Genomic DNA, 25314 nt, shown 5'->3' with positions numbered 1-25314 from the left:
CTGTTCAGATGATGATCAGCTCGGCGTCGTCGTCCTCGTAAGCGGAGCGCGCCACCGGCTTCCGAGTCATGGCCTCGGACAAGGCGTTGACCAACGCGGCCACGGCGTCGATCTTGTCGCCGGAATTGGCCTTGTCCGGCTTGACGTTCCCGGCCGGATCGGTCGCGACCGCGAGGTTGTCGACCTGCCACCGCCACGCCGGATTCCCGCCGTGCCGCAGCAACGGACGTTCCTCTGTGCCGGCCAACAGCAACCGCTGTAGCTCCTTGAGCGGCGGGCTCAAGGTGACGAACCCCTGCCGCACCTTCACCAACGGTGCGCCGGCCTCGCCGAGATCGTTGGTCAGCTGGGTGGCGTTCCACGGGTCGAACCCGATCGACCGGACGTCGAATGCGTCCATGTCGCGCTCGATCTGCGTCTTGATCCAGTCGTAGTCGGCCACGTTGCCCGGCGTCACCGCCAACAGCCCTTGCCGCACCCACACGCTTGCCTCACCGGCGGTGCGCTTGTCCAGGGCGGGCAGGTTCGCCTCGGGCGTCCACAGCCGCAGCAGCGCGTCGTAGCCGCCCCTCTCGTCGTCGGGGAACAACCACGCCAGCGCGCACAGGTCCGAGGTTGAGGCGAGGTCGAGCCCGCCGAACGCTTCGCGGCCGGCCAACTTGGTCTCGTCCACGATGGACGCGTTGCGGTCCCAGCTGTCCATCGTCACGAACTTCGTCTCCTGCTTGGTCCTGAGCCCGCAGTGCAGCCGCAGGAACTTCGCCAAGTCAGCCGGGGACTGCTGCGCTTCGGCAGCGGCCCGAGCGAGGTACGCGCGCGTCGGCGACACCCCGAAACCGGGGTTGGCCTTCCTCCATGTCGATTCGGCGAACGGGTCGTCGGTGGACTCGGCGGCCCACACCACGCCGTAGGTCGTCGGATCGGTGAGCACCCCGGCGGCCAGCTGCTCGACCCGGCGCCGCTTGCGGTCGTAGATCGTGCCCCGGCGGCCCGAGTCCGCGGTGGTGATGATGACGATGAGCGGTTGCGTGCGTGAGCCGGTGCCGGTCTCGATCGTCTCGACCAAGTCCGCCGTCTTGTGCACGTGCAGCTCGTCGACGATCCCGCAGTGCAGGTTCGCGCCGTGCTGGGCGTCCGCCGCGCTGCTCACGACCTCGATGTACGACCCCGTTTTCGGGTGCACGACGCGTTTCTGGTGGGCGCGCACCCGGCCGCGGAGTGCCGGGGACTTCTCCGCCAGCGTCTTGATCGGTCCGAACACGAACCCGGCCTGCCGCTCCGAGCTGGCCGCGGTGACCACCTGCGCGCCGGGCTCCCCGTCCGCGCACGCCATGTAGATCGCGATCCCACCGGAGAGCGTCGATTTGCCGTTCTTACGCGGGACGTCGACGTACAGCTGGTTGATGATCCGCACGTGCCCGCCGGCGGCCTCGTCGTAGCGGACCCAGCCGAACACCGGGGCCAGGACGTAGGCGACCTGCCACGGATCGGGCCGCAGCGACCGCCCCGCCCACTGGCCTTGCGTGTGCACCAGCGCGCCGAACGACCGCAGCACCTTGTCGACGCGCTCGGCGTCGAACACCGCGCCCGCCACGTCGCGAGGCTCGGGCGTCTTTATCAGAGGCGGGCAGTCTGGCAGCGGGATGCCGCGTGAGAGCAGGAACCAGGCGACCTCGGGGGAGAGCTTCAACCGCTCCAGCTCGGCGTCCTCGGGCAACTCAGGCTCAGAACGGGTTGTCCTCTTCCTCGCCACCCGAACCCCCCTTAGACAGGGCGGCTTCGGTCGACGGGGTCAACCCGAAGTGCGCCGCGAACGAGCGCAATTCCTGACCGGCTGCCTTGGCGATTCCGACCGCCGGGTTGGTGGTGGTCCACTCGGATTCGGTGCCGTCCTTGCGCGTCGAGTGGTTGGTGATCGTGAGCCCGTTGGCCTGCACGTCGCGGGTCGCCTCGACGAACCGCGCCCACGTCTCGCAGTAGGCCGCGAGCACAGCCCGGTCCTCTTCCTTGAGGATGTCGAGCCGCTGCAACTCCGGCACCACGCGCTGCCACTCCGCGGCAGCCTCCGGCGACAACCACTCGGGCGCATCCGGAGCGATCCGACGGAACGCCGGGCCCGTCGCGACCTTCCGGCCACCCGAATCCGTGCCGTTCCCGCGCCCGTGGAGCAACTTCAAGGCAGCAGGCTGCGCAGTCCTAGCCACAGGCACCTCCAACTGTTTACGTCGCGAACCATGTTCCGAACCAAAACCGCAGCCATGGGCACCACGTGTTGCTACGGTGACACAACGTGTCGGTTCTACAGTTCATTACGACCCTGGTTGCGTCTCTTGCGTGGCCAGCGGTGGCCGTTGGTGCACTAATTGCGTTCAGGACTCCAGTTAGGAGACTCATCGAGGAGAGAACGTTACAGAGATTAAAGGCTGGCCCGGTCGAAATCGAATGGGAGAAACTTGACAAGGTTGAACAGCAGGCCGTCAGCATGAAAGAGGTGAAGTCGGCAAATAAATCAGAAGTCAGCACCCTTGGCGATCCATATTTGCAAAAAGTACTGACGCTTGCCTCGGGCGCTCCGACTGCCGCAATAATGCAGATGTCAAAGGAAGTCGAATCAGCCTTGTTTAAACTTTTGCGCGCTCACGACATCGAACTCAAGCATGGATGGATGTCAGAAGCTATTGACACAGCAAAAGAACAGGGTCTACTAAGTGGCACAGAAGCCACAATGCTACACCACCTCCGGCAAATTAGAAAGCAAGTCATACGCGCCCCCCGTGAAGTGACTCCCGCAAGAGCGGCTCAATACGTGCTAGTGGGAAAAGATGCGCTCGATAGGCTTGACTCGGCGTTAAGAACCTCGCCTTAGAGTTCTGCCAACCGATTTCGGTCGTCGAGCCAGCCTCGCATACCCCCCCAGTCCGAATTTTGAGACACGAAAATCGCGACTCCGGCGGCGCCCTCCGGCCCAGCCGGGGGCCGTGATCCGAACTCCCCTACCTGTCAGCCCTGCCAGCCCGTGATCGGTTGCGAGCAGCGTTCTCCGATCGGGTCTTGCGGTCGTGGCACTCAGCGCACAGCGCTTGGGCGTTGGCGTGGTCGAACATGGCGCCGCCCTGCGAGAGCGGCAGGATGTGGTCGACCTGTTCGGCTGGTCGGCCACATCTGCGGCAGTTCGGTTCGCGACGCAGGTGCTCGGCCTTGAACGCGATGTCGCGTCGGGCAAGTCTGCCGCGGGGCTGGTGTCGGCTGCGCTGCTGCCACGGCTTGCGCTGGTGTTCGCTACATCGGCCCATCGTGGTGAGCGCGGTACATCCGGTTGCCGAGCAGCGAGTTGGCGGCGCGGTTGGCATGAGTTCACCTATTCGCCGGATAACCGGTTCCGTCCGATTCGCGATCAATGTTCGGTGGGGCAGCACTGGGTTGCCCCGTTCGTTGAAGCGAGGATCGATGATGCGGTGGTTGACCGCTTCCCTGCTGGGGGCATGCCTAGTGCTGGCGGCCTGCGGTAGCGGGTCGGCGAGCCCGACGGCGCAGCAGGTGGTCGAGCAGTTCGAGCGTGATGGCTTGCCGGTGCCGAACCCGCGGGACAACACGGAGCAGAACTGCCCGCAGCTGGGGTGCGCGCAGCTGATGACGACCGATGCGGTGTCGGTGCTGTCGTTTGCGGATGAAGCGGCGGCCGGCGGGTTCGCTGGCAAGCTCGGCGAGAGCGCCCACCAGGAGGGAACGATCGTGCTGCGCTACGACGCGGCCCGGACACCGGAAGACCAGCGCGTGAAGTTCGAGAGATCGTTGGCGGCGATGCACAGGTGATCGAGTGGTTCAGCTCTGTCAAGGATGTGGCCCCGTGGGTCGCTGTCCTAATTTCGGTTATAGCCGCGATGATCGCTTGGCGTCAGTACCGGATGGCGCGGCAGCGTGATCGCGAGCAGCACGCGGCCAAGGTGGCGATCTGGTTAGAGGACGACGGCCCAAGGTATGTCAACACCAGCGGCCTGCCGATCTGGGCTGTTTCCGTCGAGTTCGATGGCCGGAGCGAGCGCGCCGAGCGCGGTTGCTGGCCGCCTGCTCCGCAGCCGATCGATGCTCGCCCGCTGCTTGGGACCAATGCGGAGAACCTGCTGCGAGACGCGATTCGCGACGCACTAGCCCGGCGGGATCGAGTACGTGGGACCGCAGAGGCAGAGGAATGGACGCCCTTGCGGTTCCGGTCGTCGGCTCCTCGGGCGATCACCTTCACTGATGGTGATAACCGCCGATGGCGTCGCGATCTCAACGGGGTTCTGACGGAGATCAGACGCAAGCGCCGGTCATGAAAGTACCCTGGTCCGCTTCGGCGGTCCGGGGTACTTTGGGCACACTTCTCCCTCCTGAAACCTGACATAAGCACAATCACGCAGCCTGTCGCAACTCGCCGCGCCTGTTTCGCTGGGGAATCGCGGCGAGAATCACGGCGCACTGCTGGGCGTCATAGAGCGGCCGGATTCCGTCGCGGTCGACCACCGGGCAGTGTTCGCGGATAGTGCGGGCACTGCGGCCGGACAGCTTCGCCAGGGTGATGCGGTCGACCAGGGCGCGGCCGTCGCGGTAGCGGACGATCGGCGGGCGATGGTTCATTGGATGCTTCCGGTGTCCTTGTCCTGTGTCATCATCACGGCGATTAGTCCAGGTCAAGCGGAGGTAGACCGCGCATTTCGCGGATCTGGCGCTCGATCTCTTCGATCGGTGGTCCGCCGCGGTAGTGGGCGCGTTCGGCGGCCTGCCGAGGTGGCAATGCATCGCGCTCGGCACGGGCGCGGGCGAGCACTTCTCCTGCGGCCTTGATGGCTTCCTCGCGGGTGATCTGCATGGCACGTCATGGTGCTTGCCTTCTAACGACACGGACACCGATGCGCAGCAGATCGAGCCCATCGTGGGCCGTGCCGCAATGGCCACAACGGACGCCGGTGGTGTCGTCGCCGACCGGCCACAGTGGTCCGTCGCAGTCCGGGCACGGTGCGACCGGGCTCACGGTGGTTCCGGCGAGGCTGGCGACCTGGTGGTGGAGGTCGCGGAGGTCGTCGGCGAGTTCGTCGATCCAGGGTTGTGTGCTGGCCCAGTCGATGCGGCCGCGCAGGTAGGTCGCTTCGCTGGTGATGGTGGGGGTGTGGGTGGGGCGCAGGTCGTCGGCTTCCTCGGCGATCCACCGAGCCAGGCCGGTGAGGGTGCCGAGGATGGAGCGCACGTCGCCGTCGACGTCGTCGGGCCCGATGGCGTGGGAGACCGTGCGGGGGTCGCGGGCGGCGATCACGTCGAGCCGTGCTGGGGGCCGGGAGCCGTAGCCCGGGATGCGCCGACCGTTTTTTCCGCCGCGGCTGGGTGTGGCGTCCAGGGTGGCGGCATGGTCTTCGATGTCGCGGAGCCAGCGGCGCATGGTTTCGGCACAGGCGCCGCAGCAGTAGCGGCCGTACTCCGCGGTGCGGGTGCAGCGATTGACGAGGCACGACGTCGTGAACAGGCTTGTGGACACACGCCAAGGTTCGCGTACCAGTGTCACCATCGATTGTGAATTACGGCACATAAATGCAGGGCGGACTTGGCGACGCCCATTCGGATACGTCGCCGGTGACCAGGAGGATCTAGCTCTACGAGCAACGCATTATCTCCATGATGTGGAGCAATTACGCAGGTCAGCGGTCACGCTGAGCTCGATCGATGCTCTGGTAAATGATATCTTGACCGCGCTCATGAGCAATGGCTGCGCATCCTGGAGGCGCGCACCCATGGATGAGCGGCCAGCAGGAGTCCTGACGGCCATCACCGCCAGGACTCCTATCCCGCGAGGCCGCGCGTAACCTTTGGCGAGGGACCGCGCGGCCTCTTCCTGCACTTATTGACTCTCCAGAGCCAAAAGCGTCGCGTCTCAACTATACGGTTTTGCCAGCAAACCAGCAATACAGCATTAAGGAACGCTCGTGACCTGCGGCTTATCCTGTTGCTGTTGATGACGGGCTCGCCGCGCACGTTCGAACGCAGAGTGGACCGTCCGGCATGGGATGCAGCGGCAGCCGTGTTTGGCGTACCGGCTGTTCGTCCCGTGCGCTGGGAGAACCTTGGGGCTGCACTGCTGTGACCGTATAGCGAGGGTGGCACGTTCGTGGGTGTCGAGCCCTCCCCAGATGCCCCACGGCTCCCGGTTCGCTAGTGCGTCAGCAAGGCAGTGCTGCCGTACAGGACATCCGGCGCACACAGCCCGGCAATGATCGGCTTCCATCGCGTCAGGCTCGATGAAGTCAAGTTCAGTGTGCTCTTGGCACGCTGCACGGGTTCGCCAGCGCGGCAGTTGGCACGTCATGCGGCGGTCTCCTCGACATTTGTGACATGCCGCTCGGCCACGCCCTGATTCAGGCTAGGGCGTTGACCGGTGAGCAGGGCGACCAGGTCGTCGATGGTGCAGGTCACCAACTGCTGTCCGGGGTCGGCGACGCCGTGTCGCTTGTGGACGATCAGGGCGGCCACGGCGTCGTCGTTGCCGCGCTCGGTCTCGGCTTCGGCGGCCCAGCCGGCAAGCTGTAGGCGGGCGCTGTCCTTGCATTCGATGACGACGCGGCCAGCGCGAAGCGCCGGGGACAGGCGGACGCCGCCGATGTCGCCGCGGTCCTTCGCGCCGGTCTTCGGACGGCGGTCGATCCGGTCATCGACGTGGGTGGCGAGGTAGTCGGCCACCTTCCGTTCGAAGCGGGTGCCGGCGGCGCGCGCCGAGCTGCGGGTGCGTTTGCGGGCAGTGGTCACGGGCGAGCCTTTCGCTGGCTGTGCACTGGTTTCGGTTGGAGCGGTCAGAACAGTGGTTCGTCGTGCAGCTGGCCGCGGCGGAACAGGCGGTGGTAGAGGCGGCTGAGCTTCCAGCGCAGGTTGTCGATGTGGAACTGGGGCCGGGTCGGGTTGCGGTTGCGGCAGCCGGTGTCGTAGCAGTCGCCGCAGTCGGGTTCTTCCTTTGCGGGTGCGGTGGGCTGGTCGTCGAAGTCGTAGGGGGTCGAAGGTGTCGGGCTCGCGTGCCGACATGTCGGTCTCCTTCAGAACGGGGCTTTTTCGGCGGTGCGGTCGATGGCGGTGGCGCCGAGTTCGCGGGTGAAGAGCGCGAGGGCGTCGAATTCGATGTCGTCGACCGGCGGTGGCCGGTCCGGCGTCGGGCTGGCCTTGGTGATGAGCCGGGTGGTGGCGGTGAGGTGGGCGGTGTCGATGTGCCCGGGTGCGGGCGGTTGCTGGCAGCGGTGATCGGCGAACACCGGGGGTCGGCCGCGGTGGTCGCCTGCGATGCGGCTGGGGTTGCGGTAGGCGAGTTGTCCGGCGATGAGGGCGTAGGTGCGGCGCCCGGCGATGCGCGCGGCGAGTTCGGCGTGCGCGGTCAGCGGGACGGGGTCGGCACGGTAGGACAATCCTTCGGCGTGTCCGGTGAGTTCGAGGCGTCCGCAGCGGGGACACGGAGCGCACATCGGTGGGGTGGTGATGAAGTGCTGCACGGTGTCGCTCCAGGTCTTCGGGTCTGGGTGGTACTGATCGCTGGTATCGATCGACACCAGCGTTGAGCTGGGAAAACCGCGATGTTGGTACTGATTGGGACGAACTTTCCTAGTTGTGAGCCGAAATAGCGCGTATGCGTGTGCGCGTGTGGTTTCAGTGCTGTAAACCTGCACCAATCGGTACCAATCACCCTGTTTACGCAGGTCAGGACTGGTACTGTTCACGGTTGCGATCGGTACCAAACCTGTACCAACGTTGCTGATCGGTACCAACGCGCTGCTCGGACTGGCGACGTTCATTCCGGCTGCCAGCCTTCGCGGTTCGGGTCGGCGTGCAGGGTGATCCCCTCGTACATCGGGGGGTTGCGGGACTTCGACATGGTCACGCCGAACCGGCTGCGCAGGTCCATGCCGAACCGTTTGGCGCTGACCGCGGTTTCGTCGTTTTGCCGGCACCACTGCACGTACCGCTCGCGGAGCGCCTTGGTCTTGACCTTCACGGCGGGGTTGCCGGGCGCCAGGTGGCATTCCTCGTCGACGAACCGGGCCAGGTTGTCCTCGGTGGCGGCGTAGTCCGCGGTAGCGGCCAACACGGTTTCGGGGGTACGGAGCCCGGCGCGGTAGTAGTCGGCGGCACCGCGGATGATCCACGCGAGGATCGCGGGCCCGTGGTCGCGGGCGAGGATGCCTTGCAGGTCGTCGACGCGACGTTCCTCGGGCACGGTCCGGGTGAACGGCAGCAGCCGCAGGCGCCGCCAGAACGATGGGCCGCCGCCGGATGCGACGTCGGGGTGGGAGTTGCCGAGCAGGAACAGCTTGTGGGTGGGTCGGAACGTGAAGTGGTCCATGCGCATGTACCGGGCGGTCAGCGTGTCGCCGCCGGTGAGCAGCTTGACCTTGGCCTCGTCGAACTTGTCGCCGTCGTTGACCTCGGAGCACACGACCATCCGTTTGCCGGACAGCCGGGCGATCTCAGTTTCGTGGCTGGAGTAGGTCTGGGCCATGAGGAAGTTGTTGGGGGCGGTGGTGGCGTAGTCGCCGAGCACACCGAGCGCGGTTTCCAGCAGTACGCCCTTGCCGTTGCCTCCGGAGCCGAAGCAGAACGGCAGGATGTGGTCGCGGATCTCCCCTGAGCTGGAGTAGCCGAGCAGGCGTTGCACGTAGCCGATCAGCTCGGCGTCGTCGCCGAAGGTGTCGGCTAGGAACTCGCGCCACCGACCGGGGTCCGCGGTGAAGTCGGGGGCCACGGTGGTGATCTGGGTGTGCAGGCACGCGGGGTCGTGCGGGCGGATTTCGCCGGTGGTGAGGTCGACGATTCCGCCGGGGGTATTGAGTTCGCGGGGGTGGGCGTCGAGCTGGTCGATCGAGACGGTGATGCGCGGGTCGCTGGCGGCCTGGGTGAGCATCGCGGAGGTGCCGGCCGCACCGAGGCTGCGCTGCTTCCAGCGGACGTCGGCCTGGCCGTCCTCGGGCAGCTCGCGGGCGACCTGCTTGGCGTACTCGCGCACCGCGCCGTCTCCTGCGGCACACCACTGCCAGCGCTGCCCCGTCCAGTGCAGCCACCGGCTGCGTTCGATGCAGTAGCGGATCCGGTCGCCGAAGGTGTCAATGAGCGCTAGGGCGTTGCCGTCGTCGGAACGCGCGAGCGTCGTGGCCGCAGTGGCTCGGGCCGGGACGGCGTGCAGCTGCAAGGCGGTGGAGCCGTCGACCGGATCGGGGCCGCCCTCACCCATCGTCAAGGTGGGCAGCGGGACGAGCACCGGGCGCGTGGGCTCCGGCGCGGACGTCCCGAATCCCTTGGCCTTCAATGCTTTCGCGGCGGCGTGGAAGTCGCCGCCGTGCTCGATCAGGGCGTAGACGCGCCACTTGGACATGGCCTGCTCCGCCGGGAGTTCGGTTGAGGTGGACCAGCACCAGAAGTAGTCACCGTGGTCGCCACCGGTCACCGCGGAGATTCCGACGCGCTTGCCGGGGCGGCGCCAGAACGTGCGGTCACCAAGCCGCTGTACCGCGACCCACCCGGCTGGGCTGAGGATGTCGTCCCAGCTGCCGCGTTCGTTGAAGTCGGTTCCCGGCGCAGTGGCCCCGGCGGCCGGGCGGTCGAGGGTGACCGGGTCCGGGATCGGCGCGGGGGCCGGGATCTCGTCGAACAGCGTGGCCACTGCGTGCAGGGCGTCGCGCTGCTCGGCGGTGATGGTGGGGATCGTGGCGGGGCCGCCGCGCAGCACCCGGTAGGGGCGTCCGCTGGAGTGCACTGGACCGTGCGAGGGGGCCACGACAACGAACCCGCCTTCACCGCGGGTCTCGATGAGGTCGCGGCGAGCGCGCTTGCCCTTCGTCTCCAGCAGGTGGCGTTCGTCGTCGGTCAGCTCATCGTCGCGGGCCAACCGCTGGGCGAGCTTGGTGTTGCCGCCCACGCCACCGTCGACGCGGTAGAGCAAGTGGATACCGCCCGAGGGGCTGGTTTCGGCGTAGCCGGTGAGCAACTGCTGCTTGAGGTCGGCCAGGCCGTGGTCGTCGAGGGCGCGCATGAACGCATCGCCGAGTTCCCCGACGGCGCGGCCCTCCAGCTCCAGGAGTTCGAGACCGCCCGAGACGGCGCCGCAGACGACGCCGAGACCGGGGTGTCCGGTGGCGAACCAGGCGTCGACGACATCACGGGGCGCCCGTTCGTACTGGTAGCGCTTCCATGCGCCGTCGGGTGCTTTGGTGCCGTCGGTGGCGACGCGGACGACGCTGACCCCTGCATCGTGCCACCGCAGGGCCGCCTGGTGGACGGGCCAACCTGGTGCAGTCATGGGTGGTGCCTCTCGGGGAGCTGGTGGGGCGTGGTCGTTGCCGCTGCGCACACCCCAGCGGCGTGGTCCGGGGTGTGCGCAGCAACTTCGGTCAGGCCGCGGGCGGCGTGGTCCCACCGTTGATCTGGGCGAGCAGGGCTTGCACGGCGGGGTCGTTCGGGTCCGCCGGGGCGACCGAAGTCTGCGGCGACACAGCCGGGCTGGCGGGCTGAGTGAACGAGGCGGCGCCTGCCTGCCGCTGTGCCCGCTCGGTGTCGAACGCGGTGGGATTGGCCTTGGCCCACGCGGCGGCCTTCTCCAGCTCGGCGCCGGTGAGGGCTTCGACGGTGAGGTAGGAGTTGCCGCCCTTGGCCGAGGCGGTCCACACCAGCTTGATCGGCACGGCCTGCCCGAGGTAGGGGGCGAGGTTGTCGACGACGGCGCCGTTCATCCACATGACGTCGATGTAGAGCGAGTTCGTGGTCAGGTCGGCGACGTCGAGGATCACAGCCTCGCCGCCGTCGGGCTTGTAGCCGGGCCGATTCGGGTCGCTGTTGTACTTGGTCTTGACGCCGGTGCGGTGCTCGCGCACCAGGACGACCAGCGGCTTTTCGGCGGCTTCCTTGGCGGGCAGCCGGTCACCGGTGACGTTCTCGCGGGGCGCGAATCCGGACAGTTCCATGGGGGCTGTTCCTGTTCTTTCTGCGGTTTCCATCTGATGTGGACGGTGGCTAGTTGGTGGCCATATGGCCGGGGCAGGTGGCGCCGGTGTCCGGGCCGGGTTTGAACCACGGGCAGTAGTTGCAGGCGTGGCTCGGGTCGGTGGGCAGCTTCCGGTAGCCCTCCGGATGGCGGTCGACGTCCAGCGCGCACGCGGCCTCCAACACCTGGTCGTGGCGCTGCAATGCCTGCTCGGCCACGGCCGGGTCGAACGGCTCGGACCACACATGCAGCCCGGAAAGCAGCCCGCTGCGGGGGTAGAACGCCACCGCGACCTCGCGCACCGGTACCCCGAGCCGCGTGTAGCCGACGCCGTACAGGTGCGCCTGCACCCGGTACGCGGGCGGCGGGCCGCTGCGCCTGTACTCCTTCATCGAAGTGGGTCCAACCACCTTGTGGTCGATGACGGTGGCGGTGTCGGCGTCGTAGAGGTCGCATGATCCGGTCAGGCCGGGGCGGATCTCCACCCGCTTCTCGACGAGGTAGCGGATCCGGCCGAGCCGGTCGTTGACGGCCTCGAAAGCGGCAGCGAGCCAGGCGTGGACGGCGGTGCCGACGATCGCGGCCCACGGGTCCGAGCCGGTGTTCACCCGGCGTTCGTCCATCAGCCGGTAGGCCAGCCGCCGGGCGCAGGGCTGCCCGATTTCCGAGGGTCCGAGGGCCATCTGCAACGAGCGCGGGGCGAACCGGTCAGCGTCACGCACGACCTGCCGCAGCTGCTCGGCCAACGGGTGGTCGACGGGCTCGGTGCGGGTGAAGGTGGCGAGCTGCATCAATCGCCCACCACCGTGAAGCGGCGTGATTCGGTCTCGACCACGTACGCCTCGGCGAGCGTCGGGTTCTCCGCCCGGAACCGCCTGCTGTCGAACCGCTTCGAGACGATCGGAGTCCAGCGCACGGCGGGCTTGCCCTCGACCAGGCCGACGTCGGCGCCGGCCGCGTCCAAGCGGGCGGTGACCTCGGAACGCGCGCGCTCGGCAGTCTCTTTCCACTTCGCGGCGTTGACGGTGGCCTCCTGGTAGGCGGTCAGCCACACCGCGAGGTCGTCGATCGGCGCCTGCGTCGCAGGCTTGTCTGCATCACTCATGCTGCACGATTCCTGTTCTGTCGTCGTGGTTTCCGGTGATGGGCTCGGGCAGCGAGCACGCCGTTGGCGGCCAAAGTGGACACCCCCGCGGCGCGCAACCGTGCGTATTCGGCGGGGTCGTCGCACCAGGCCAGGAGTTCGGAAGGCGTCAGGTCGTCAGGCACCATCGCGGCGAGCAGCACGACGAGGGCGGGAAGATCGGCGCCGTCGAGCAGCTGGGCGACCGCGGCAGCGTCGTGGTCGTGGACGGCGGCGGCCAGCTGCGCCGCGACCGGCACGAGCGCGTCGGTGCGGGCGGAGCCGGTGAGCGCGGGGCGGGTCATGCAGGTACTGCCTTGTCGGCGGCGTCGACCGTGGCGCGCGAGGCGTAGACGTAGAGCCGGAGTGCTCCCCACGAGACGTTGATGCCGCTCCACTTCTCATCGGCCTCGGCGGTGACCGACGCTCCGTACGTCACCGCCGCGTTGGCGAATCGGTCGATGGCGGCACGGGCGGCGCCGGTGTGTTCGACCGGCACCAGCAGACCGTCGAAGGACCACCGTGCGGACTCGGCGAGTTCGGGGTTGGTCTCGATCATGTCGGCCAGTGCGCGCAGGCCGGCGGCCTGCTGCTGGGCGAGCGTGTCGGTCATCGGGCCACCTCGGCGAGATCGGTGGAAACCGGGCGGATGGCGGGATTAGGGGGCAGTGGGCACGGACGCAGGCGCAGGTCGACATGCACCACGTGCCGGGCGGTGTCGATCCAGCGAGCCGGGTGCGCGCAGACGGCGCACGGGGTGCCGAGCAGCGGCAGCAGCATCGGGACGGTCACCTCGGCGGTGCGCTGGGCCTGTTTGGTGCGGGAGTGCTTCATCGAGTCACCTCGGCGAGATCGGAGGGAACGACGGGTGTGGTGGCACAGAGGAATCCACGGGCACCTCCGTCCAAACTGGACGCGTGGGTGGCCGCTCTTGTCTCCTCGCGCCGATACCCGCGAGTCGCGGAATCAGGAGTTGTTGCGCACGCGTCGCGCAGCGGCGGAGCGCATGGCCAGGCGGCTGAAGTACGCCTTGCGGGCGTGGTCGGCTCGGATGGCACGTTCGCGCGGGTCCAGGACGCCTTCGGGGTCCACTTCCCGTTCGAACCGGTCGTGAAACTTCTGGCGCGCCTTGGCAGTGCGCGCCGTACGGTCGCTGGTGCGAGCCCACGAGATGTGCGCGCCGATCCGGGCTCGCAGGGCGCGCTGCTCGGGCGTCATGCCGCTTCGCCAGTCGTCGGCTTCAGGTACTCGACGATCAGGGCCGCGTCGCGGGGAACCACGTGGAACAGGGAACCGCGGGGCACGCGGAGAGCCGATTCGAGTGCAGCGGCGGCTTCGATGCTGACGCGCGGGAACCGGCCGTTGCGCAGCTGGCAGAGCCGCTGCGGCGAGATCAGCGCGCGCCGGGCGAGGCTGGCTTGGCTCTCGTCGGCTTGGTCGAGCGCTTCGCGGAGCGCTCTGGCGTCACGGACTGTGACAGTGAAGGAACGGGGCATCAGTTCCGTCCAGTGGGAGTATCCAGTTTTATCCAATGCCATTGAACGCGAAGATGAAGTTACACGCCACTGATCGAGTACGTCAAACCCGATTGGATACCCAAGCGCACCTTGGCCGTATAACGTCTTTTAACGTCACCGCGCGAGGGAGGACCCATGACGCTGGGCGAGCTGATCGCGAGACGCCGGGAACACCTCGGCATGAGCTACCAAGCCATCGCCGACCAAGCCTCGACCTACGGACTGCCCCTGACCTCGACCAACGTGTACCACCTGGCCACCAAGCCACTCACGCGCATCCCGAAACCGGACACCCTGCGCGCGCTCGCGGCAGCCCTTCAGGTTCCGGTCTCCGACGTGCTCAACGCGGCGGCCGAGTCGGTCGGCCTCAAGGTGCACCAGGCCGAGGTCACCGAGTCGGCGCGCACCTTCATGGCGTTGACCGAGGACCGCGACCCGGAAGAGGTGTCCGCAGCACTGGACGTCGTGGAGTCCGTGTTGAGACTGCGCGCAGGCGACCAACCCTCGTCACGGAAGACGAGACGCCGACGCGCCGAGTGAAGCTCTCGCCAAGCTGGGCCGCGAGGGTGAAAACTTGTTCGAAAGCTAACTCTGTCGAGGGTACGGCGTACAACCGGACTTACCGTCTCCGATAGACCAATCGGACTTCGCCGACACCCGGCCGATAGGGGGACAGCTCGTGGCGCCTGTGCAATTCATCTGGGCCGACCTGCCGATGGGTTCGCCAGGAGCCGTCATCACCGAACGGGAGGGCTACGTCTACGTCGTGGCCGATCCTCGCCTCAGCGGAGACGAGCTGGCCAACGTCCTCCACCTCGCCGAAGCGCACGCCCAGCTGCAAGACGCCGAGCACCGCGATGCGAAGCTGCGCCGACGCCGAGGGCTTGGGGTGGTTGGGGGAAGTGCAGCCCTGGCTAGTGCGGTCGGGTCGGCCGCGCTTCGAAAGGCGCGACAGCATTCCGCGGCGACCGTGACCGGATTGACCTTGGCCGTCACCGCAAGCCTGGCCGGGATCGGCTCAACACCGCTGCAAGACTCCGAGCCGCCCTCGTACTGGGCCTCCCCCCTCCAGCAGCCGGAAACGGAACGCGCGACGGAAGTCCCACCACCTCGACCGCCCCGCGAGTCGAGCGCGAAACCGCTGGAGCAGTCACCAGCGCGGCCGGTAGTCATCCGCATGGCGGCCCATCCGACGACCCGCACGACCGAACGACGGAGAACACCCGGACCAGGCCCGGACGCCGAGCAGCCCGATAGCGAGAGCGAAGCGCCCCAGGTACCAGCGGACCGTCCTCAGCGCCCCGACCCCCCGGGGAATGAGCCAACGCCGCTACCGCCCGCACAACCGCCGGTGCGCGACGAGTCACCGCGGCCGTGCGTGCGTGTGCTCGTCACCCAGGCGCTCGACGTGCGGGCGTGCCTGCCTGTTGTCGGCGCCGTGCTCGACGGCGGCGGTTCGCGGCCGTCAGACGCGGTCGCCGAGCGCGAGCTTGCGATGCGCGTTGCGGGCACGTTCGTCGGCGAGTGACGCGCCGTAACGGCGGAGCATCTGCGGGGAACGCCACCCCATGAGCCGCATCAGGTCGGACTCATTGCCGCCGGCCGCGAGCCATTCGTGAGCGTTGGTGTGGCGGAACTGGTGAGCGTGCAGGTTGTCGATCGGCGGGTCGAGCGCACGGCTGCGGCGGCGGAGCATCAGCTTGATCCCGCTCTTGCCCAGCGGCCCCCGGTTCTTCTCCCCCAGCCACAGCTGCGGGAGGTGGGCGAACTTCTCCCGCTCCCGCACCCGCAGGTAGCGCGACAGCGCCAACGACGTGTTCGAGCTGATTGGCAGCATCCGTGGCCGACTGCCCTTGCCAAGGACGAGCACCTGGTCCTGGTCCAGGTCGAGGTCGTCGACCTTGATGCCAGCGACCTCCGACAACCGGCCGCCGGTGTCGATGAGGAGGCGGATGATCGCGGCATCCCGACGACTGATCAGGTCGCGGCCGTCGCACTGTTTGAGGAGCGCCTTGATGGTCGCCAACGGGATCACCGGCACCGGGGTCTCGGGGACCTGTGGAGGCTTCATGCCCGCCATCGGGGAGGCCGTGATCTCGCCCTCGTCGACAAGAAAGTTCCAGAACTGCTGCAACGCGCGGAACCGACCGTTGGCGGTCGAGGGCTTCCGCGTCTCCAGCAGCTCGGTGATCCAGTCGCCGACGTCCGCGCGCTCGACCTCGGCGGGATCGCCGAGCCTGCCGTGCTCCTCCAGCCAGTCGGCGAACCGGCGCGCTGTCGACGAGTAGATCTCGATGGTGTTGGCGGACTTGTTCTCGCGCTTCAGGGTCTTGCCGAAGTCGCGGATCAGCCCGTCCCAATGCTCACGCATGAGCCCAAAGTTATCGTCTCGCTGCGCGTTGTGCCAGCAATCATGATCAACAACGCGACCCTGTTTTCGCAGGTCAGAAGCGGTGCAGTGGGCGCAGCAGGGTTCGAACCTGCGACCCCTTGCTTGTAAGGCAAGTGCTCTTCCGCTGAGCTATGCGCCCCGAGGTGACCGGCCGGAAAGGGTGGGCCGTTCGGATCACCGCCGGGATACTACCGGCCGGCCACCGGGTGGTGTCAGGCGGAGGCTCAGGCCGTGAGCTCGGCCAGCGCCTTCTTCCAGACGCCCTGATCGCGGGCCTCGCCCGGCTGGTTGGCCTCGGCGAAGCGCACCTTGCCCTCGGTGTCGATGAGGAAGGTGCCGCGGACGGCCATGCCCGCCTGCTCGTTGAACACGCCGTACTTCTTCGCGACCTCGCCGTGCGGCCAGAAGTCCGACAGCAGCGGGAAGGTGTAACCCTCCTTCTCCGCCCACGCCTTCAGCGCGAACGGGGAGTCCACCGAGACCCCGAGCACCTGGACCTTGTCGTTCTGGAAGTCGGCCAGGTCGTCCCGGACCTGGCACAGCTCGCCCTGGCAGATGCCGCTGAAGGCGAAGGGGTAGAAGACCAGCAAGACGTTCTTCTTGCCCCGGAAGTCCGCCAGGGAGACCTGCTCCTTGTTGAAGTCCGGCAGCGTGAAGTCCGGCGCCTGGGCACCGACCTCGACCGTCATGGATGCACCCTTCCGTTCGGCGTGACCTTGTCGCCGCCGAACCTACACCGCACCACGCCGGTGTGGGCACCGATGGCTGCCACCGGTGCCCACCCCGTGGACGGTCGAGCGCCTCAGCGGCGGGCCTTCGCCCGCCGGTAGGCCAGCCTGGTGCCCATCCAGCCCTCGCTGATGCTGACGCTGGCGGTCTGGGCCAGGTTGGCCGTCGACGCCGCCTCCGCGATGTCGCTGGCCTCGACGTAGCCGTCGCGGCCGGTCTTGGGGGTCAGCACCCAGATGACCCCGTCATCGGACAGCGGCGTCATGGCATCGAGGAGCGTGTCCGTCAGATCGCCATCGTCTTCGCGCCACCACAGCAGCACCACATCGACCACTTCGTCGGCATCTTCGTCGAGCAGGTCGCTCCCGCAACGCTCCTCGATCGCGGCTCGGGCGTCGTCGTCGACGTCCTCGTCCCAGCCGAGCTCCTGGACCACCATCTCCGGCTCGATGTCGAGCCTGTCGGCGACGTCGACCTCGCCCTTGCCGGCGTCTCCCGCGGCGACCACGGCGTTCTCACTCCTCCAATGCACCGGTGCGGTGACCTCCGGCCCCGCACGCCAGTTTCCAGATCTGGCCGATAGCGAACACTGCGGACCGCCACCGGCGCAACTGCTGACGGCACGACACGCCGCAGCAGCGCGTAGGGAACCGACTGTAGACCGGCGACGCCGCATCCAACAGCCGTGTTCGACGACGCGCGGTATACGCATCGGCAGCCGGAATGGGGGACGATGAGAGTGTCGGACATCACTGGACCGGCACCCTGACACATCCGCGACGTAGTCGAGGAGTTCCTTTGTCCCCGCTCAACAACGACGTCGGTGGCACCCGCGCTCCCCAGCGGGTGCGAGTGATCCGCGACGGTCTCGCCTCCCACCTGCCGGACATCGATCCGGAGGAGACCGACGAGTGGTTGCAGTCGTTCGACTCGGTGCTGTCGGCCGGCGGGCAGCAGCGCGCTCGGTACCTGATGCTGCGCCTGCTCCAGCGAGCCCGGGAAAGCGGTGTCGGCGTGCCCGCGCTGACGAGCACGGACTACGTCAACACGATCCCCACCGAACACGAGCCGTGGTTCCCCGGCGACGAGGAGACCGAGCGGCGCTACCGGGCGTGGATGCGCTGGAACGCCGCGATGATGGTGCACCGCGCGCAGCGGCCCGGGATCGGGGTCGGCGGGCACATCTCGTCGTTCGCGTCCTCGGCGAGCCTGTACGAGGTGGGGTTCAACTGGTTCTTCCGCGGCAAGGACCACCCGGGGGGCGGTGACCACCTCTACATCCAGGGCCACGCCTCCCCCGGCATCTACGCCCGCGCCTTCCTCGAAGGACGGCTGTCCGAGCACCAGCTCGACGGCTTCCGCCAGGAGTACTCGCACGCCGGTCCCGGCGGCGGGCTGCCGTCCTACCCGCACCCGCGGCTGATGCCGGAGTTCTGGGAGTTCCCGACCGTGTCGATGGGCCTCGGTCCGATGAACGCGATCTTCCAAGCCCGGTTCGACCGGTACCTGCACGACCGGGGCATCAAGGACACCAGCGGGCAGCGGGTGTGGGCGTTCCTCGGCGACGGCGAGATGAACGAGCCGGAGTCCCGCGGGCTGCTGCACGTGGCCGCGAACGAAGCCCTGGACAACCTCACGTTCGTGGTCAACTGCAACCTCCAGCAGCTGGACGGCCCGGTGCGCGGCAACGGCAAGATCATCCAGGAGCTGGAGGCGTTCTTCCGCGGCGCCGGCTGGAACGTGATCAAGGTCGTCTGGGGCCGGGAGTGGGACGCGCTGCTGCACGCGGACCGGGACGGCGCCCTGGTCAACCTGATGAACACCACCCCGGACGGCGACTACCAGACCTACAAGGCCAACGACGGCGCGTTCGTCCGGGAGCACTTCTTCGGGCGCGACCCGCGCACCAAGGAGATGGTCAAGCACCTCACCGACGACGAGATCTGGGGCCTGCGCCGCGGCGGCCACGACTACCGCAAGATCTACGCCGCGTACAAGGCCGCGTCCGAGCACCACGGGCAGCCCACGGTCATCCTGGCCAAGACGATCAAGGGTTACGGCCTCGGCCCGCACTTCGAGGGCCGCAACGCCACACACCAGATGAAGAAGATGACGCTGGACGACCTCAAGCTGTTCCGGGACAGCCTGCGGATGCCGATCAGCGACGCCCAGCTGGAGGCCGACCCGCACCTGCCGCCCTACTACCACCCCGGCCAGGACTCCCCGGAGATCGAGTACCTGCAGGAACGCCGCCGCAGGCTGGGCGGCTACGTGCCGGAGCGGCGCAACCGGTCCAAACCGCTGGTGCTGCCCGGCGACAAGGTCTACGAGGTGATCCGGCGCGGGTCGGGCAAGCAGGAGGTCGCCACCACGATGGCGTTCGTCCGGCTGCTCAAGGACCTGGCCAAGGACCGCGAGATCGGGGCCCGGATCGTGCCGATCATCCCGGACGAGGCGCGCACGTTCGGGATGGACTCGATGTTCCCGTCGCAGAAGATCTACAACCCGCTGGGCCAGCTCTACACCCCGGTCGACTACCAGCTGATGCTGGCCTACCGGGAGAGCGAGCAGGGCCAGATCCTGCACGAGGGCATCAACGAGGCCGGCTCGATGGCGTCGTTCACGGCGGCGGGCACCAGCTACGCCACGCACGGCGAACCGATGATCCCGGTCTACATCTTCTACTCGATGTTCGGGTTCCAGCGCACCGGCGACAGCATGTGGGCGGCAGCGGACCAGATGGCCCGCGGCTTCCTGCTGGGCGCCACCGCCGGGCGCACCACGTTGACCGGCGAGGGCCTGCAGCACGCCGACGGGCACTCGCAGCTGCTCGCCGCGACGAACCCGGCCGTGGTCGCCTACGACCCGGCGTGGGCGTTCGAGATCGCCCACATCGTCCAGGACGGTCTGCGCCGCATGTACGGCGAGGACGCCGAGAACGTCTTCTACTACCTGACCGTCTACAACGAGCCCTACCAGCAGCCGCCGGAGCCCGAAGGGCTCGACGTGGACGGCCTGCTGCGCGGTCTGTACCGCTACCGCCCGGCGCCCGAGGGTTCCGGGCCGCGGGCGCAGATCCTCGCCTCCGGGGTGGCCATGCCGGAGGCGCTGAAGGCGCAGGAGATGCTGGCCGAGGAGTGGGGAGTGCGGGCCGACGTGTGGTCGGCGACGTCCTGGTCGCAGCTGCGCCGGGACGCCGAGGCCGCTGATCGGCACAACCTGCTGCACCCGGACGGCGAGCAGCAGGTGCCGTACGTGACGCGGGCGCTCTCCGACGCCGAGGGCCCGGTCGTCGCGGTCAGCGACTGGATGCGCGCGGTGCCGGACCTGATCCGGCCGTGGGTGCCGGGCGACATGCTCAGCCTGGGCGCGGACGGCTTCGGGTTCTCCGACACCCGCCCGGCCGCTCGCCGGGTGTTCCTGGTGGACGCGGAGTCCACTGTGGTGGCGACGCTGTCGGCGCTGGCGCGGGCCGGCCACCTCGACCGGTCCCAGGCCGCCGAGGCGGCGCGCAAGTACCGCCTGGACGACCCGCGGGCGGCGGGGCCGCAGACGTCCGACCCCGGCGTCGCGTGACCGCGGGGACGGCGCCCGGCCCGTCTCGGGCGCCGTCCCCGGCGGCATACTGATCGCGTGGTGCGGATCGCGTGCATCGACGGTGACGGGATCGGGCCGGAGCTGATGGACTCCGCTCGGGAGGTGCTCGCGGCCGCCGCCCGCGCCGACGGCTTCGACGTCGAGTTCGGCGATGAGCCCGGCGGCGCCCGGGTCTTCAGCGAGACCGGCGCAGCACTGGCGCCCGGCGCGCTGGAACGGTTCCGGAGCGACTACGACGCGGTCCTCAAGGGTCCGGTCGGGCTGCCCGAGGTCCGGCATCCGGACGGCACCGAGGCCGGGGTGCTCGGCGGCGTGCTGCGCGGCGGGCTGGACACCTACGCCAACGTCCGACCGGTGCGGCTGCTGCCCGGGGTGCGCACCCCGACGACGCACCAGGTGATCGACTACGTGATCGTCCGGGAGAACACCGAGGGCCTGTACCTGTCGCGCGGCAGCGGCGTGCGCAACGACCGGGCGGCCAGCGACCAGCTGCTGATGACCCGCGTCGGCGTCGAACGCGTCGTGCGGTTCGCCTTCGAACTGGCCCGGCGGCGCTCCGGCGCGCCCGAGGACGGGGTGCGCCGGGTGACCTGCGTGGACAAGAGCAACGTGCTGCGCAGCTTCGCGTTCTTCCGGGACGTCTTCGACGAGGTCGCCGCGCGGTACCCGGACGTGGCCGCGGACCACCGCTACTCCGACGCCGCCGCCCACGACCTGGTCGTCGCCCCGGCCGCCTTCGACGTGCTGGTCACCGAGAACTTCCTCGGCGACCTGCTCAGCGACCTGGGCGCGGCCACCGTGGGCGGGCTGGGCATGTGCCCGGCGGGCAACATCGGCGCGGACGCGGCCTACTTCGAGCCGGTGCACGGCAGCGCTCCCCCGCTGGCCGGGCTGGACCGGGCCAACCCGACCTCGCAGATCCTCAGCGCCGCGATGCTGCTGGAGCACGTCGGCCGCACCGGGACCGCGCGGCGGATCACCGGCGCCGTGGAGTCCGCCTACGCCGCGGGTGCCGTCCGGCTCGGCGCGGACGGCACCCCCGAGGGCGGCACCCGGGCGGTGACCCGGGCGGTCGTCGAGCGGCTGTGACGGTTACTCGGTGTCCGGTCCGGTGACCACGTCGCTGCCGGTGGTGCCGGAGCCGAACGTGAGGTTCAGCGACCGGTCGATCTCCAGCACGCTGTCGGCTTCACCGTTGTGCACGGGGAGGAGCGCGACGCCGGGCGGGGTCTGCTCGGCCGCTGCGGGGCCGCCGAGGCCCGCGCAGGCCGCTGCCGCGATCGCCGCCGCGCCCAGGGAGCGGAACGTGATGCGCACGGTTATCTCCTCCCCCGGGTCAGACGCCGGTGAGCACCGGCTTGTCGTGGTGCCGGCTGATGTTCTTCTCCAACAGCGCCAGCGACTCCGCGACACCCACCGAGTCGCCGGTGGCCTCCGGGAGGCGGCCGTCGTTGCGGCGCAGTTCGCCCAGCGCGGCGTCGATGGCGCTGTGCGCGGCGAACAGGCACGGCGTGCTGTAGATCGCGACGTCGACGCCGAGCTCCTGCAACTCCGGCAAGGAGATGCGCGGGGACTTGCCGCCGGCGATCTGGTTGAACAGCAGCGGTTTGCCGCCGATGACCTCGCGCACCCGGCGGATCCAGTCGATGTTGCGCACGCCGTCGACGAGCAGCACGTCCGCGTCGGTGGCGGCGAGGGCCTCGGCGCGCCGCAGGATCTCCGCCTCGTCGGTGGCATCGGTGCGGGCGACGACGACGAGGTCGCGCCGGGTGGCGAGCACCAGCTCCAGTTTCTCCAGGTACTCCTCCAGCGGGAGGATCCGCTTGCCGTCGACGTGCCCGCACCGGCGGGGACGCTGCTGGTCCTCCAGCACGACGCCGGACGCGCCGAGGCGTTCCAGGTGCTCCACGACGTGGCAGGCGACCTCGGGGTCGACGTACCCGTCGTCGATGTCGACCAGCAGGTGGCGGCGGGGGAAGGCCAACCGCAGTCGCTGCACGAACCCGACCAGGTCGGGCCAGGCGATGAAGCCGATGTCGGGCAGCCCGTAGTGGGAGGCGGCGAACCCGAACCCGGAGACGAACATCCCGTCGTAGTGCTGGGCCGCGATGGACGCCGAAAACATGTCGTAGATGCCGATGAGCGGCGTGACCCCGGCGGAGCGGATTTCTTTCCGAAGCGCCGTTCCGTATTCCATTTCGGTTCCTCACGTTCGCCGTACGAATGTGGCACGAAAAAATGCGGAGCACACCGAACTCGCGCGGAATTCCCCCGCCCGCCGAGCCCTGCTACGCATTCGAAGACGCCGCGATCACCGCGGCACCAGGAACTTTACGGAACCGTCGAGCACCTGACCAAGGCGCGAACGAGTGGAACCCGACGCACTCCCCGGGATGACGCTCGGTGATCGAATCGGCGCCCGAACGACGTCCGCCCCGCGCCGTGAACAACACCTGGAGGCACCGCACAATTCTCGCGGAAAACGGCTTTTCCCGGCGCGGACCAGCGATCACGGAAAAACGTCGCGCCGATCACCACGCCGCGGACGCGAAGCGGCCCCCGGAGCCGGGCGCTCCGCGGGCCGCTCACTCGAACGCTGCGTTACATACCCGATCAAGTGGACTTCGTGCACACAATGCGACAAAGTGGACAATTCCGTTGTCTTGGGCACGAATCGGGCACCTATCTCCGGTGGGCCTCAGCCCCGGATCGCGTCGCCACCGACCGCGGTGGCGTCCCGCATCCGCTGCACCTTCGCGGTGCGGTTCCAGCTCCACCACCCGTGCACCACGAGAGCGGCGAACACGACGTAGATGGCGGCGCTGAACCACAGCCCGGACGCGATCTGCAACGGCACCCCGACCGCGTCGACGGCCAGCCACACCAACCAGAACTCCACCAGCCCGCGCCCCTGCGCCCAGAACGCCACCAGGGTGCCGATGAAGATCCAGGCGTCCGGCCAGGGCGCCCACGACGCGTCGAGCGCGGTGAGGATCAGCGCGAACGCGGTGGTGCCGAGCGCCAGCACGCCGAGCAGCACCAGCCGCTCGACCCCGCGGGCCCGGCGCACGGCGACGCCGAAGACCGGGTCGCTGCGGCGCGTCCACGCCCACCAGCCGTAGACGGAGATCACCAGGATCATGACCTGCCGGACGGCCAGTCCGCCCAGGTGAGCGGAGGCGTACACGGCGAACAGCAGCACCGTCGCGGAGACCTGCACCGGCCAGGTCGCCAAGGTCCGCCGCTGCGCGAGGAACACCACGGCCAGCGCGCACAGCTGGCCGACCAGTTCAGCCCAGGAGATCCGTTGGCCCAGCACCGAGATCCCGTTGCCGAGCACCCATTCCGCGACGGTCTGCACGCCCACTCCTCCCGCTCGGGCTCCGGTGGGCACCATCGCGGGCGGAAATCACCGACACGCCGCCGACGCGTCGCGCCGGCGGATCAGCTCCTGCCGCCCGTGCGCTGCCTCCCTTCCGGACTTTCACCGTCGGTTCCGGAGTTCCACCGGATCGGCCGACCCCGTCTGGGGAGTCGGTTCGCGGACTGTCACCGCCGGTTCGGACTTCCACCGAGCCCCGGAGCGCACGACGTACGTTCTTGCCAGGTCAACATCGTGCGCCCGGCGATCTGTTCCCGGGCCGGGAGGTGGGGCGGATCACAGCGATGACGATGTCCGGATGGCCGATCGAACACCCGTGCCCACGCCGGTAGACTGCGCGGTGATCGACGCCGCGACGGGAGGGGATAGCCGGATGAACGACACCGACCGCGCGATCCTCGCCTTCGAGAAGGAGCACTGGCACTACGCCGGCAACAAGGAGCGCGTCATCCAGGAGCGCTTCGGCCTCTCGCCGACGCGCTACTACCAGCGCCTGAACCGCCTGCTCGACGAGCCGGAGGCCCTCGCCCAGCAGCCCGCGCTGGTCAAGCGCCTGCAACGGCTCCGCGACGGCCGGGAACGCCGCCGCACGACGGCCGGCTGACACGCGCGCGCCGCCCCGCCGAGCGTTCCGACGGGACGGCGCGCGAACCGTGCGTCACCGCTGCTGGGCGGCGTGCTGCTCCGGCGTGGGCTGCCGGGCCTGCTGGATCCGGACGAGCTCGGCCAGCAGCGGCGCCGCCTGCTCGGCCGGGAGCGCCTGGAAGGCCGCCCTGATCGTGTCGGGATCGGGCTTGAGGCCCTGCTGCGGGACGGCGCCCTGCGGTGCCGCGGCACCCTGCTGCTTGTGCTGCGCGAGCAGCCCGTTCACCAGCTCGACGACCATCGCGACGAGCGTGCGCGGCCCGAGTTCGGTGTTCCAGCCGGTGATCTCGCCGTGCGGTCCGCGCGGCCCGAGCAGTTCGCTCTCCAGCCGCCGCAGCATCGCGTCCTGTTCCGGGGTCATGTCCTCCTCCTGCCGCTTGGTGCCGAGGTCCGCGCGGAAGCGGTCCATGTCGACGTGCCCTGGATCGATCTTGCCGGTGACGCTGGTCTCCTTGTGCCCGCGCGCCGCGTCGGGCGGCCGCCCGAGGTGGTGCAGCACCGCCGCGGTGGCCTGCAACGCCGCCGAGTACTGCTCGCGGCTGGGCCCCTGGTCCACGCCCTGGTAGTCCCACTCGAAGCCGACGTAGAGGACGTTGCCGTCACCTTCCGGGTTCGGCCCGGACGCCTTCGCCCGCCCGGCGTGGTTCGCCCGGCCTGCCGCGATGAGGTGCACCGTCCCGTCGAATCCGATCAGCCCGTGGCACAGCGGTCCGGCCAGGTCGGTCCGGCCCTCGATGCACATCTGCAGGCTCGGTGCCGGGTTCTGGTATGAGGCGGTGTTCGCGGTGTGGTGTTCGAGCACGCCGACCGGCTCGGGCTGCGGCCCGGAGTCCGCGGTGCGCTCGCGCCACCCGGGGGTCTCGACCACGTTCAGCCCGGCGTCGCGGAGCACGTCCGCCAGCCAGACAAGAGGCAGGTCCATGTCTGATCACTCCCCCGGCGTCGTCAGTG

Annotated in this window: 33 protein-coding genes, 1 tRNA gene and 1 riboswitch; of the genes, 8 read left to right on the top strand and 26 right to left on the bottom strand. The window is 68.7% G+C overall.

The window, feature by feature from the left end; genetic code table 11:
- Positions 1 to 4: 4 nt before the first annotated feature.
- Both NV263_RS06370 and NV263_RS06365 read right to left on the bottom strand, forming a co-directional pair.
- Positions 5 to 1717 carry a terminase large subunit gene (locus NV263_RS06370; protein ID WP_263251624.1) on the bottom strand — a complete coding sequence of 571 codons (1713 nt, stop codon included), beginning with the start codon at positions 1715 to 1717 and terminating at the stop codon, positions 5 to 7.
- A 7-nt stretch (positions 1718 to 1724) separates the two neighbouring features.
- The gene (locus tag NV263_RS06365; RefSeq protein WP_263251623.1) at positions 1725 to 2204 is read right to left on the bottom strand and encodes a phage terminase small subunit P27 family; all 480 of its coding nucleotides are present in this window, start codon (positions 2202 to 2204) and stop codon (positions 1725 to 1727) included.
- Positions 2205 to 2290: 86 nt separating this feature from the next.
- Between NV263_RS06365 and NV263_RS06360 the strand changes: the two genes are divergently transcribed.
- Positions 2291 to 2866, top strand: a complete 576-nt coding sequence (locus NV263_RS06360; protein WP_263251622.1) for a hypothetical protein — start codon at positions 2291 to 2293, stop codon at positions 2864 to 2866.
- Positions 2867 to 2993: 127 nt separating this feature from the next.
- Here the strand turns inward: NV263_RS06360 and NV263_RS30635 are convergent, their stop codons facing one another.
- Complete coding sequence (locus NV263_RS30635) at positions 2994 to 3293, bottom strand: HNH endonuclease signature motif containing protein (protein WP_397545630.1); 300 nt, start codon at positions 3291 to 3293, stop codon at positions 2994 to 2996.
- A 166-nt stretch (positions 3294 to 3459) separates the two neighbouring features.
- On the opposite strand from NV263_RS30635, the gene NV263_RS06350 reads away from it, so the two are divergent.
- Positions 3460 to 3813, top strand: a complete 354-nt coding sequence (locus NV263_RS06350; protein ID WP_397545617.1) for a hypothetical protein — start codon at positions 3460 to 3462, stop codon at positions 3811 to 3813.
- Positions 3810 to 4316 (top strand): hypothetical protein, encoded by a 507-nt coding sequence (locus tag NV263_RS06345; protein WP_263251619.1) that lies wholly within the window; start codon positions 3810 to 3812, stop codon positions 4314 to 4316. Before NV263_RS06350 ends, NV263_RS06345 begins: the two co-directional genes overlap by 4 nt.
- A gap of 76 nt (positions 4317 to 4392) precedes the next feature.
- On the opposite strand, the gene NV263_RS06340 is transcribed toward NV263_RS06345, so the two are convergent.
- From NV263_RS06340 to NV263_RS06270, 15 genes are all read right to left on the bottom strand, one after another.
- Positions 4393 to 4617 carry a hypothetical protein gene (locus NV263_RS06340; RefSeq protein WP_263251618.1) on the bottom strand — a complete coding sequence of 75 codons (225 nt, stop codon included), beginning with the start codon at positions 4615 to 4617 and terminating at the stop codon, positions 4393 to 4395.
- A 43-nt stretch (positions 4618 to 4660) separates the two neighbouring features.
- Positions 4661 to 4849 (bottom strand): hypothetical protein, encoded by a 189-nt coding sequence (locus NV263_RS06335; protein WP_263251617.1) that lies wholly within the window; start codon positions 4847 to 4849, stop codon positions 4661 to 4663.
- A gap of 6 nt (positions 4850 to 4855) precedes the next feature.
- The gene (locus NV263_RS06330; RefSeq protein WP_263251616.1) at positions 4856 to 5509 is read right to left on the bottom strand and encodes a hypothetical protein; all 654 of its coding nucleotides are present in this window, start codon (positions 5507 to 5509) and stop codon (positions 4856 to 4858) included.
- Between the two features lie 432 nt (positions 5510 to 5941).
- Positions 5942 to 6334 carry a WhiB family transcriptional regulator gene (locus tag NV263_RS06325; protein ID WP_263251615.1) on the bottom strand — a complete coding sequence of 131 codons (393 nt, stop codon included), beginning with the start codon at positions 6332 to 6334 and terminating at the stop codon, positions 5942 to 5944.
- Positions 6331 to 6771, bottom strand: a complete 441-nt coding sequence (locus NV263_RS06320) for a hypothetical protein (protein WP_263251614.1) — start codon at positions 6769 to 6771, stop codon at positions 6331 to 6333. The genes NV263_RS06325 and NV263_RS06320 overlap by 4 nt, the downstream gene beginning before the upstream one ends.
- A gap of 281 nt (positions 6772 to 7052) precedes the next feature.
- Entirely contained in the window at positions 7053 to 7799 is a 747-nt protein-coding gene (locus NV263_RS06315) for a hypothetical protein (RefSeq protein WP_263251613.1), read from the bottom strand.
- The gene (locus tag NV263_RS06310) at positions 7796 to 10297 is read right to left on the bottom strand and encodes a phage/plasmid primase, P4 family (RefSeq protein WP_263251612.1); all 2502 of its coding nucleotides are present in this window, start codon (positions 10295 to 10297) and stop codon (positions 7796 to 7798) included. Before NV263_RS06310 ends, NV263_RS06315 begins: the two co-directional genes overlap by 4 nt.
- Positions 10298 to 10388: 91 nt before the next feature.
- Complete coding sequence (locus tag NV263_RS06305; RefSeq protein ID WP_263251611.1) at positions 10389 to 10958, bottom strand: hypothetical protein; 570 nt, start codon at positions 10956 to 10958, stop codon at positions 10389 to 10391.
- Between the two features lie 49 nt (positions 10959 to 11007).
- Positions 11008 to 11769: a PD-(D/E)XK nuclease family protein gene (locus NV263_RS06300; RefSeq protein WP_263251610.1), complete on the bottom strand. Its 762-nt coding sequence runs from the start codon at positions 11767 to 11769 to the stop codon at positions 11008 to 11010.
- Complete coding sequence (locus NV263_RS06295) at positions 11769 to 12083, bottom strand: hypothetical protein (RefSeq protein ID WP_263251609.1); 315 nt, start codon at positions 12081 to 12083, stop codon at positions 11769 to 11771. The genes NV263_RS06300 and NV263_RS06295 overlap by 1 nt, the downstream gene beginning before the upstream one ends.
- Positions 12080 to 12406 carry a hypothetical protein gene (locus NV263_RS06290; protein ID WP_263251608.1) on the bottom strand — a complete coding sequence of 109 codons (327 nt, stop codon included), beginning with the start codon at positions 12404 to 12406 and terminating at the stop codon, positions 12080 to 12082. The genes NV263_RS06295 and NV263_RS06290 overlap by 4 nt, the downstream gene beginning before the upstream one ends.
- A complete protein-coding gene (locus NV263_RS06285) occupies positions 12403 to 12714 on the bottom strand; it encodes a hypothetical protein (RefSeq protein ID WP_263251607.1) in 312 nt (103 codons plus the stop codon). The genes NV263_RS06290 and NV263_RS06285 overlap by 4 nt, the downstream gene beginning before the upstream one ends.
- Complete coding sequence (locus tag NV263_RS06280) at positions 12711 to 12935, bottom strand: hypothetical protein (protein WP_263251606.1); 225 nt, start codon at positions 12933 to 12935, stop codon at positions 12711 to 12713. The genes NV263_RS06285 and NV263_RS06280 overlap by 4 nt, the downstream gene beginning before the upstream one ends.
- Positions 12936 to 13067: 132 nt before the next feature.
- A complete protein-coding gene (locus NV263_RS06275; RefSeq protein WP_263251605.1) occupies positions 13068 to 13319 on the bottom strand; it encodes a hypothetical protein in 252 nt (83 codons plus the stop codon).
- Complete coding sequence (locus NV263_RS06270; protein WP_263251604.1) at positions 13316 to 13597, bottom strand: helix-turn-helix domain-containing protein; 282 nt, start codon at positions 13595 to 13597, stop codon at positions 13316 to 13318. The genes NV263_RS06275 and NV263_RS06270 overlap by 4 nt, the downstream gene beginning before the upstream one ends.
- 156 nt (positions 13598 to 13753) lie before the next feature.
- On the opposite strand from NV263_RS06270, the gene NV263_RS06265 reads away from it, so the two are divergent.
- Complete coding sequence (locus NV263_RS06265) at positions 13754 to 14158, top strand: helix-turn-helix domain-containing protein (protein ID WP_263251603.1); 405 nt, start codon at positions 13754 to 13756, stop codon at positions 14156 to 14158.
- A gap of 139 nt (positions 14159 to 14297) precedes the next feature.
- A complete protein-coding gene (locus NV263_RS06260; RefSeq protein ID WP_263251602.1) occupies positions 14298 to 15146 on the top strand; it encodes a hypothetical protein in 849 nt (282 codons plus the stop codon).
- On the opposite strand, the gene NV263_RS06255 is transcribed toward NV263_RS06260, so the two are convergent.
- From NV263_RS06255 to NV263_RS06240, 4 genes are all read right to left on the bottom strand, one after another.
- On the bottom strand, positions 15084 to 15989 hold the full coding sequence (locus NV263_RS06255) for a tyrosine-type recombinase/integrase (protein ID WP_263251601.1): 906 nt from the start codon (positions 15987 to 15989) through the stop codon (positions 15084 to 15086). The two genes, NV263_RS06260 and NV263_RS06255, sit on opposite strands and share 63 nt — an antisense overlap.
- Before the next feature lie 88 nt (positions 15990 to 16077).
- Positions 16078 to 16149: transfer RNA gene (locus NV263_RS06250), tRNA-Val, on the bottom strand.
- Positions 16150 to 16234: 85 nt separating this feature from the next.
- Positions 16235 to 16699 (bottom strand): peroxiredoxin, encoded by a 465-nt coding sequence (locus tag NV263_RS06245; protein ID WP_263251600.1) that lies wholly within the window; start codon positions 16697 to 16699, stop codon positions 16235 to 16237.
- A gap of 113 nt (positions 16700 to 16812) precedes the next feature.
- Positions 16813 to 17247 carry a DUF3052 domain-containing protein gene (locus tag NV263_RS06240; RefSeq protein WP_263251599.1) on the bottom strand — a complete coding sequence of 145 codons (435 nt, stop codon included), beginning with the start codon at positions 17245 to 17247 and terminating at the stop codon, positions 16813 to 16815.
- A 290-nt stretch (positions 17248 to 17537) separates the two neighbouring features.
- Here NV263_RS06240 and aceE point away from each other — a divergent pair, with 290 nt between their 5' ends.
- Together aceE and NV263_RS06230 are read left to right on the top strand one after the other, a co-directional pair.
- Complete coding sequence (gene aceE / locus NV263_RS06235) at positions 17538 to 20315, top strand: pyruvate dehydrogenase (acetyl-transferring), homodimeric type (RefSeq protein WP_263251598.1); 2778 nt, start codon at positions 17538 to 17540, stop codon at positions 20313 to 20315.
- Between the two features lie 57 nt (positions 20316 to 20372).
- Positions 20373 to 21425 carry an isocitrate/isopropylmalate dehydrogenase family protein gene (locus NV263_RS06230; protein WP_263251597.1) on the top strand — a complete coding sequence of 351 codons (1053 nt, stop codon included), beginning with the start codon at positions 20373 to 20375 and terminating at the stop codon, positions 21423 to 21425.
- A gap of 3 nt (positions 21426 to 21428) precedes the next feature.
- On the opposite strand, the gene NV263_RS06225 is transcribed toward NV263_RS06230, so the two are convergent.
- From NV263_RS06225 to NV263_RS06215, 3 genes are all read right to left on the bottom strand, one after another.
- Positions 21429 to 21653, bottom strand: coding sequence for a hypothetical protein (locus tag NV263_RS06225; RefSeq protein WP_263251596.1), 225 nt, complete (start codon positions 21651 to 21653; stop codon positions 21429 to 21431).
- A 19-nt stretch (positions 21654 to 21672) separates the two neighbouring features.
- The gene (locus NV263_RS06220; RefSeq protein ID WP_263251595.1) at positions 21673 to 22533 is read right to left on the bottom strand and encodes an isocitrate lyase/PEP mutase family protein; all 861 of its coding nucleotides are present in this window, start codon (positions 22531 to 22533) and stop codon (positions 21673 to 21675) included.
- 501 nt (positions 22534 to 23034) lie between these two features.
- Positions 23035 to 23697, bottom strand: coding sequence for a nicotinamide mononucleotide transporter family protein (locus NV263_RS06215; RefSeq protein WP_263251594.1), 663 nt, complete (start codon positions 23695 to 23697; stop codon positions 23035 to 23037).
- Positions 23698 to 23796: 99 nt separating this feature from the next.
- A riboswitch (FMN riboswitch) is annotated at positions 23797 to 23925 on the bottom strand.
- A gap of 166 nt (positions 23926 to 24091) precedes the next feature.
- On the opposite strand from NV263_RS06215, the gene NV263_RS06210 reads away from it, so the two are divergent.
- Positions 24092 to 24322: a DUF3263 domain-containing protein gene (locus NV263_RS06210; protein WP_263251593.1), complete on the top strand. Its 231-nt coding sequence runs from the start codon at positions 24092 to 24094 to the stop codon at positions 24320 to 24322.
- Positions 24323 to 24376: 54 nt separating this feature from the next.
- On the opposite strand, the gene NV263_RS06205 is transcribed toward NV263_RS06210, so the two are convergent.
- A complete protein-coding gene (locus NV263_RS06205) occupies positions 24377 to 25285 on the bottom strand; it encodes a peptidoglycan recognition protein family protein (protein WP_263251592.1) in 909 nt (302 codons plus the stop codon).
- Positions 25286 to 25314 lie beyond the last annotated feature (29 nt).

Origin of the sequence: Saccharopolyspora rosea, from assembly GCF_025643595.1 — a bacterium.
Classification (GTDB): Bacteria; Actinomycetota; Actinomycetes; order Mycobacteriales; family Pseudonocardiaceae; genus Saccharopolyspora; species Saccharopolyspora rosea.
The sequence above is the reverse complement of the archived record's forward strand: the minus strand, read 5'-3'. Positions and strand labels throughout refer to the sequence as shown.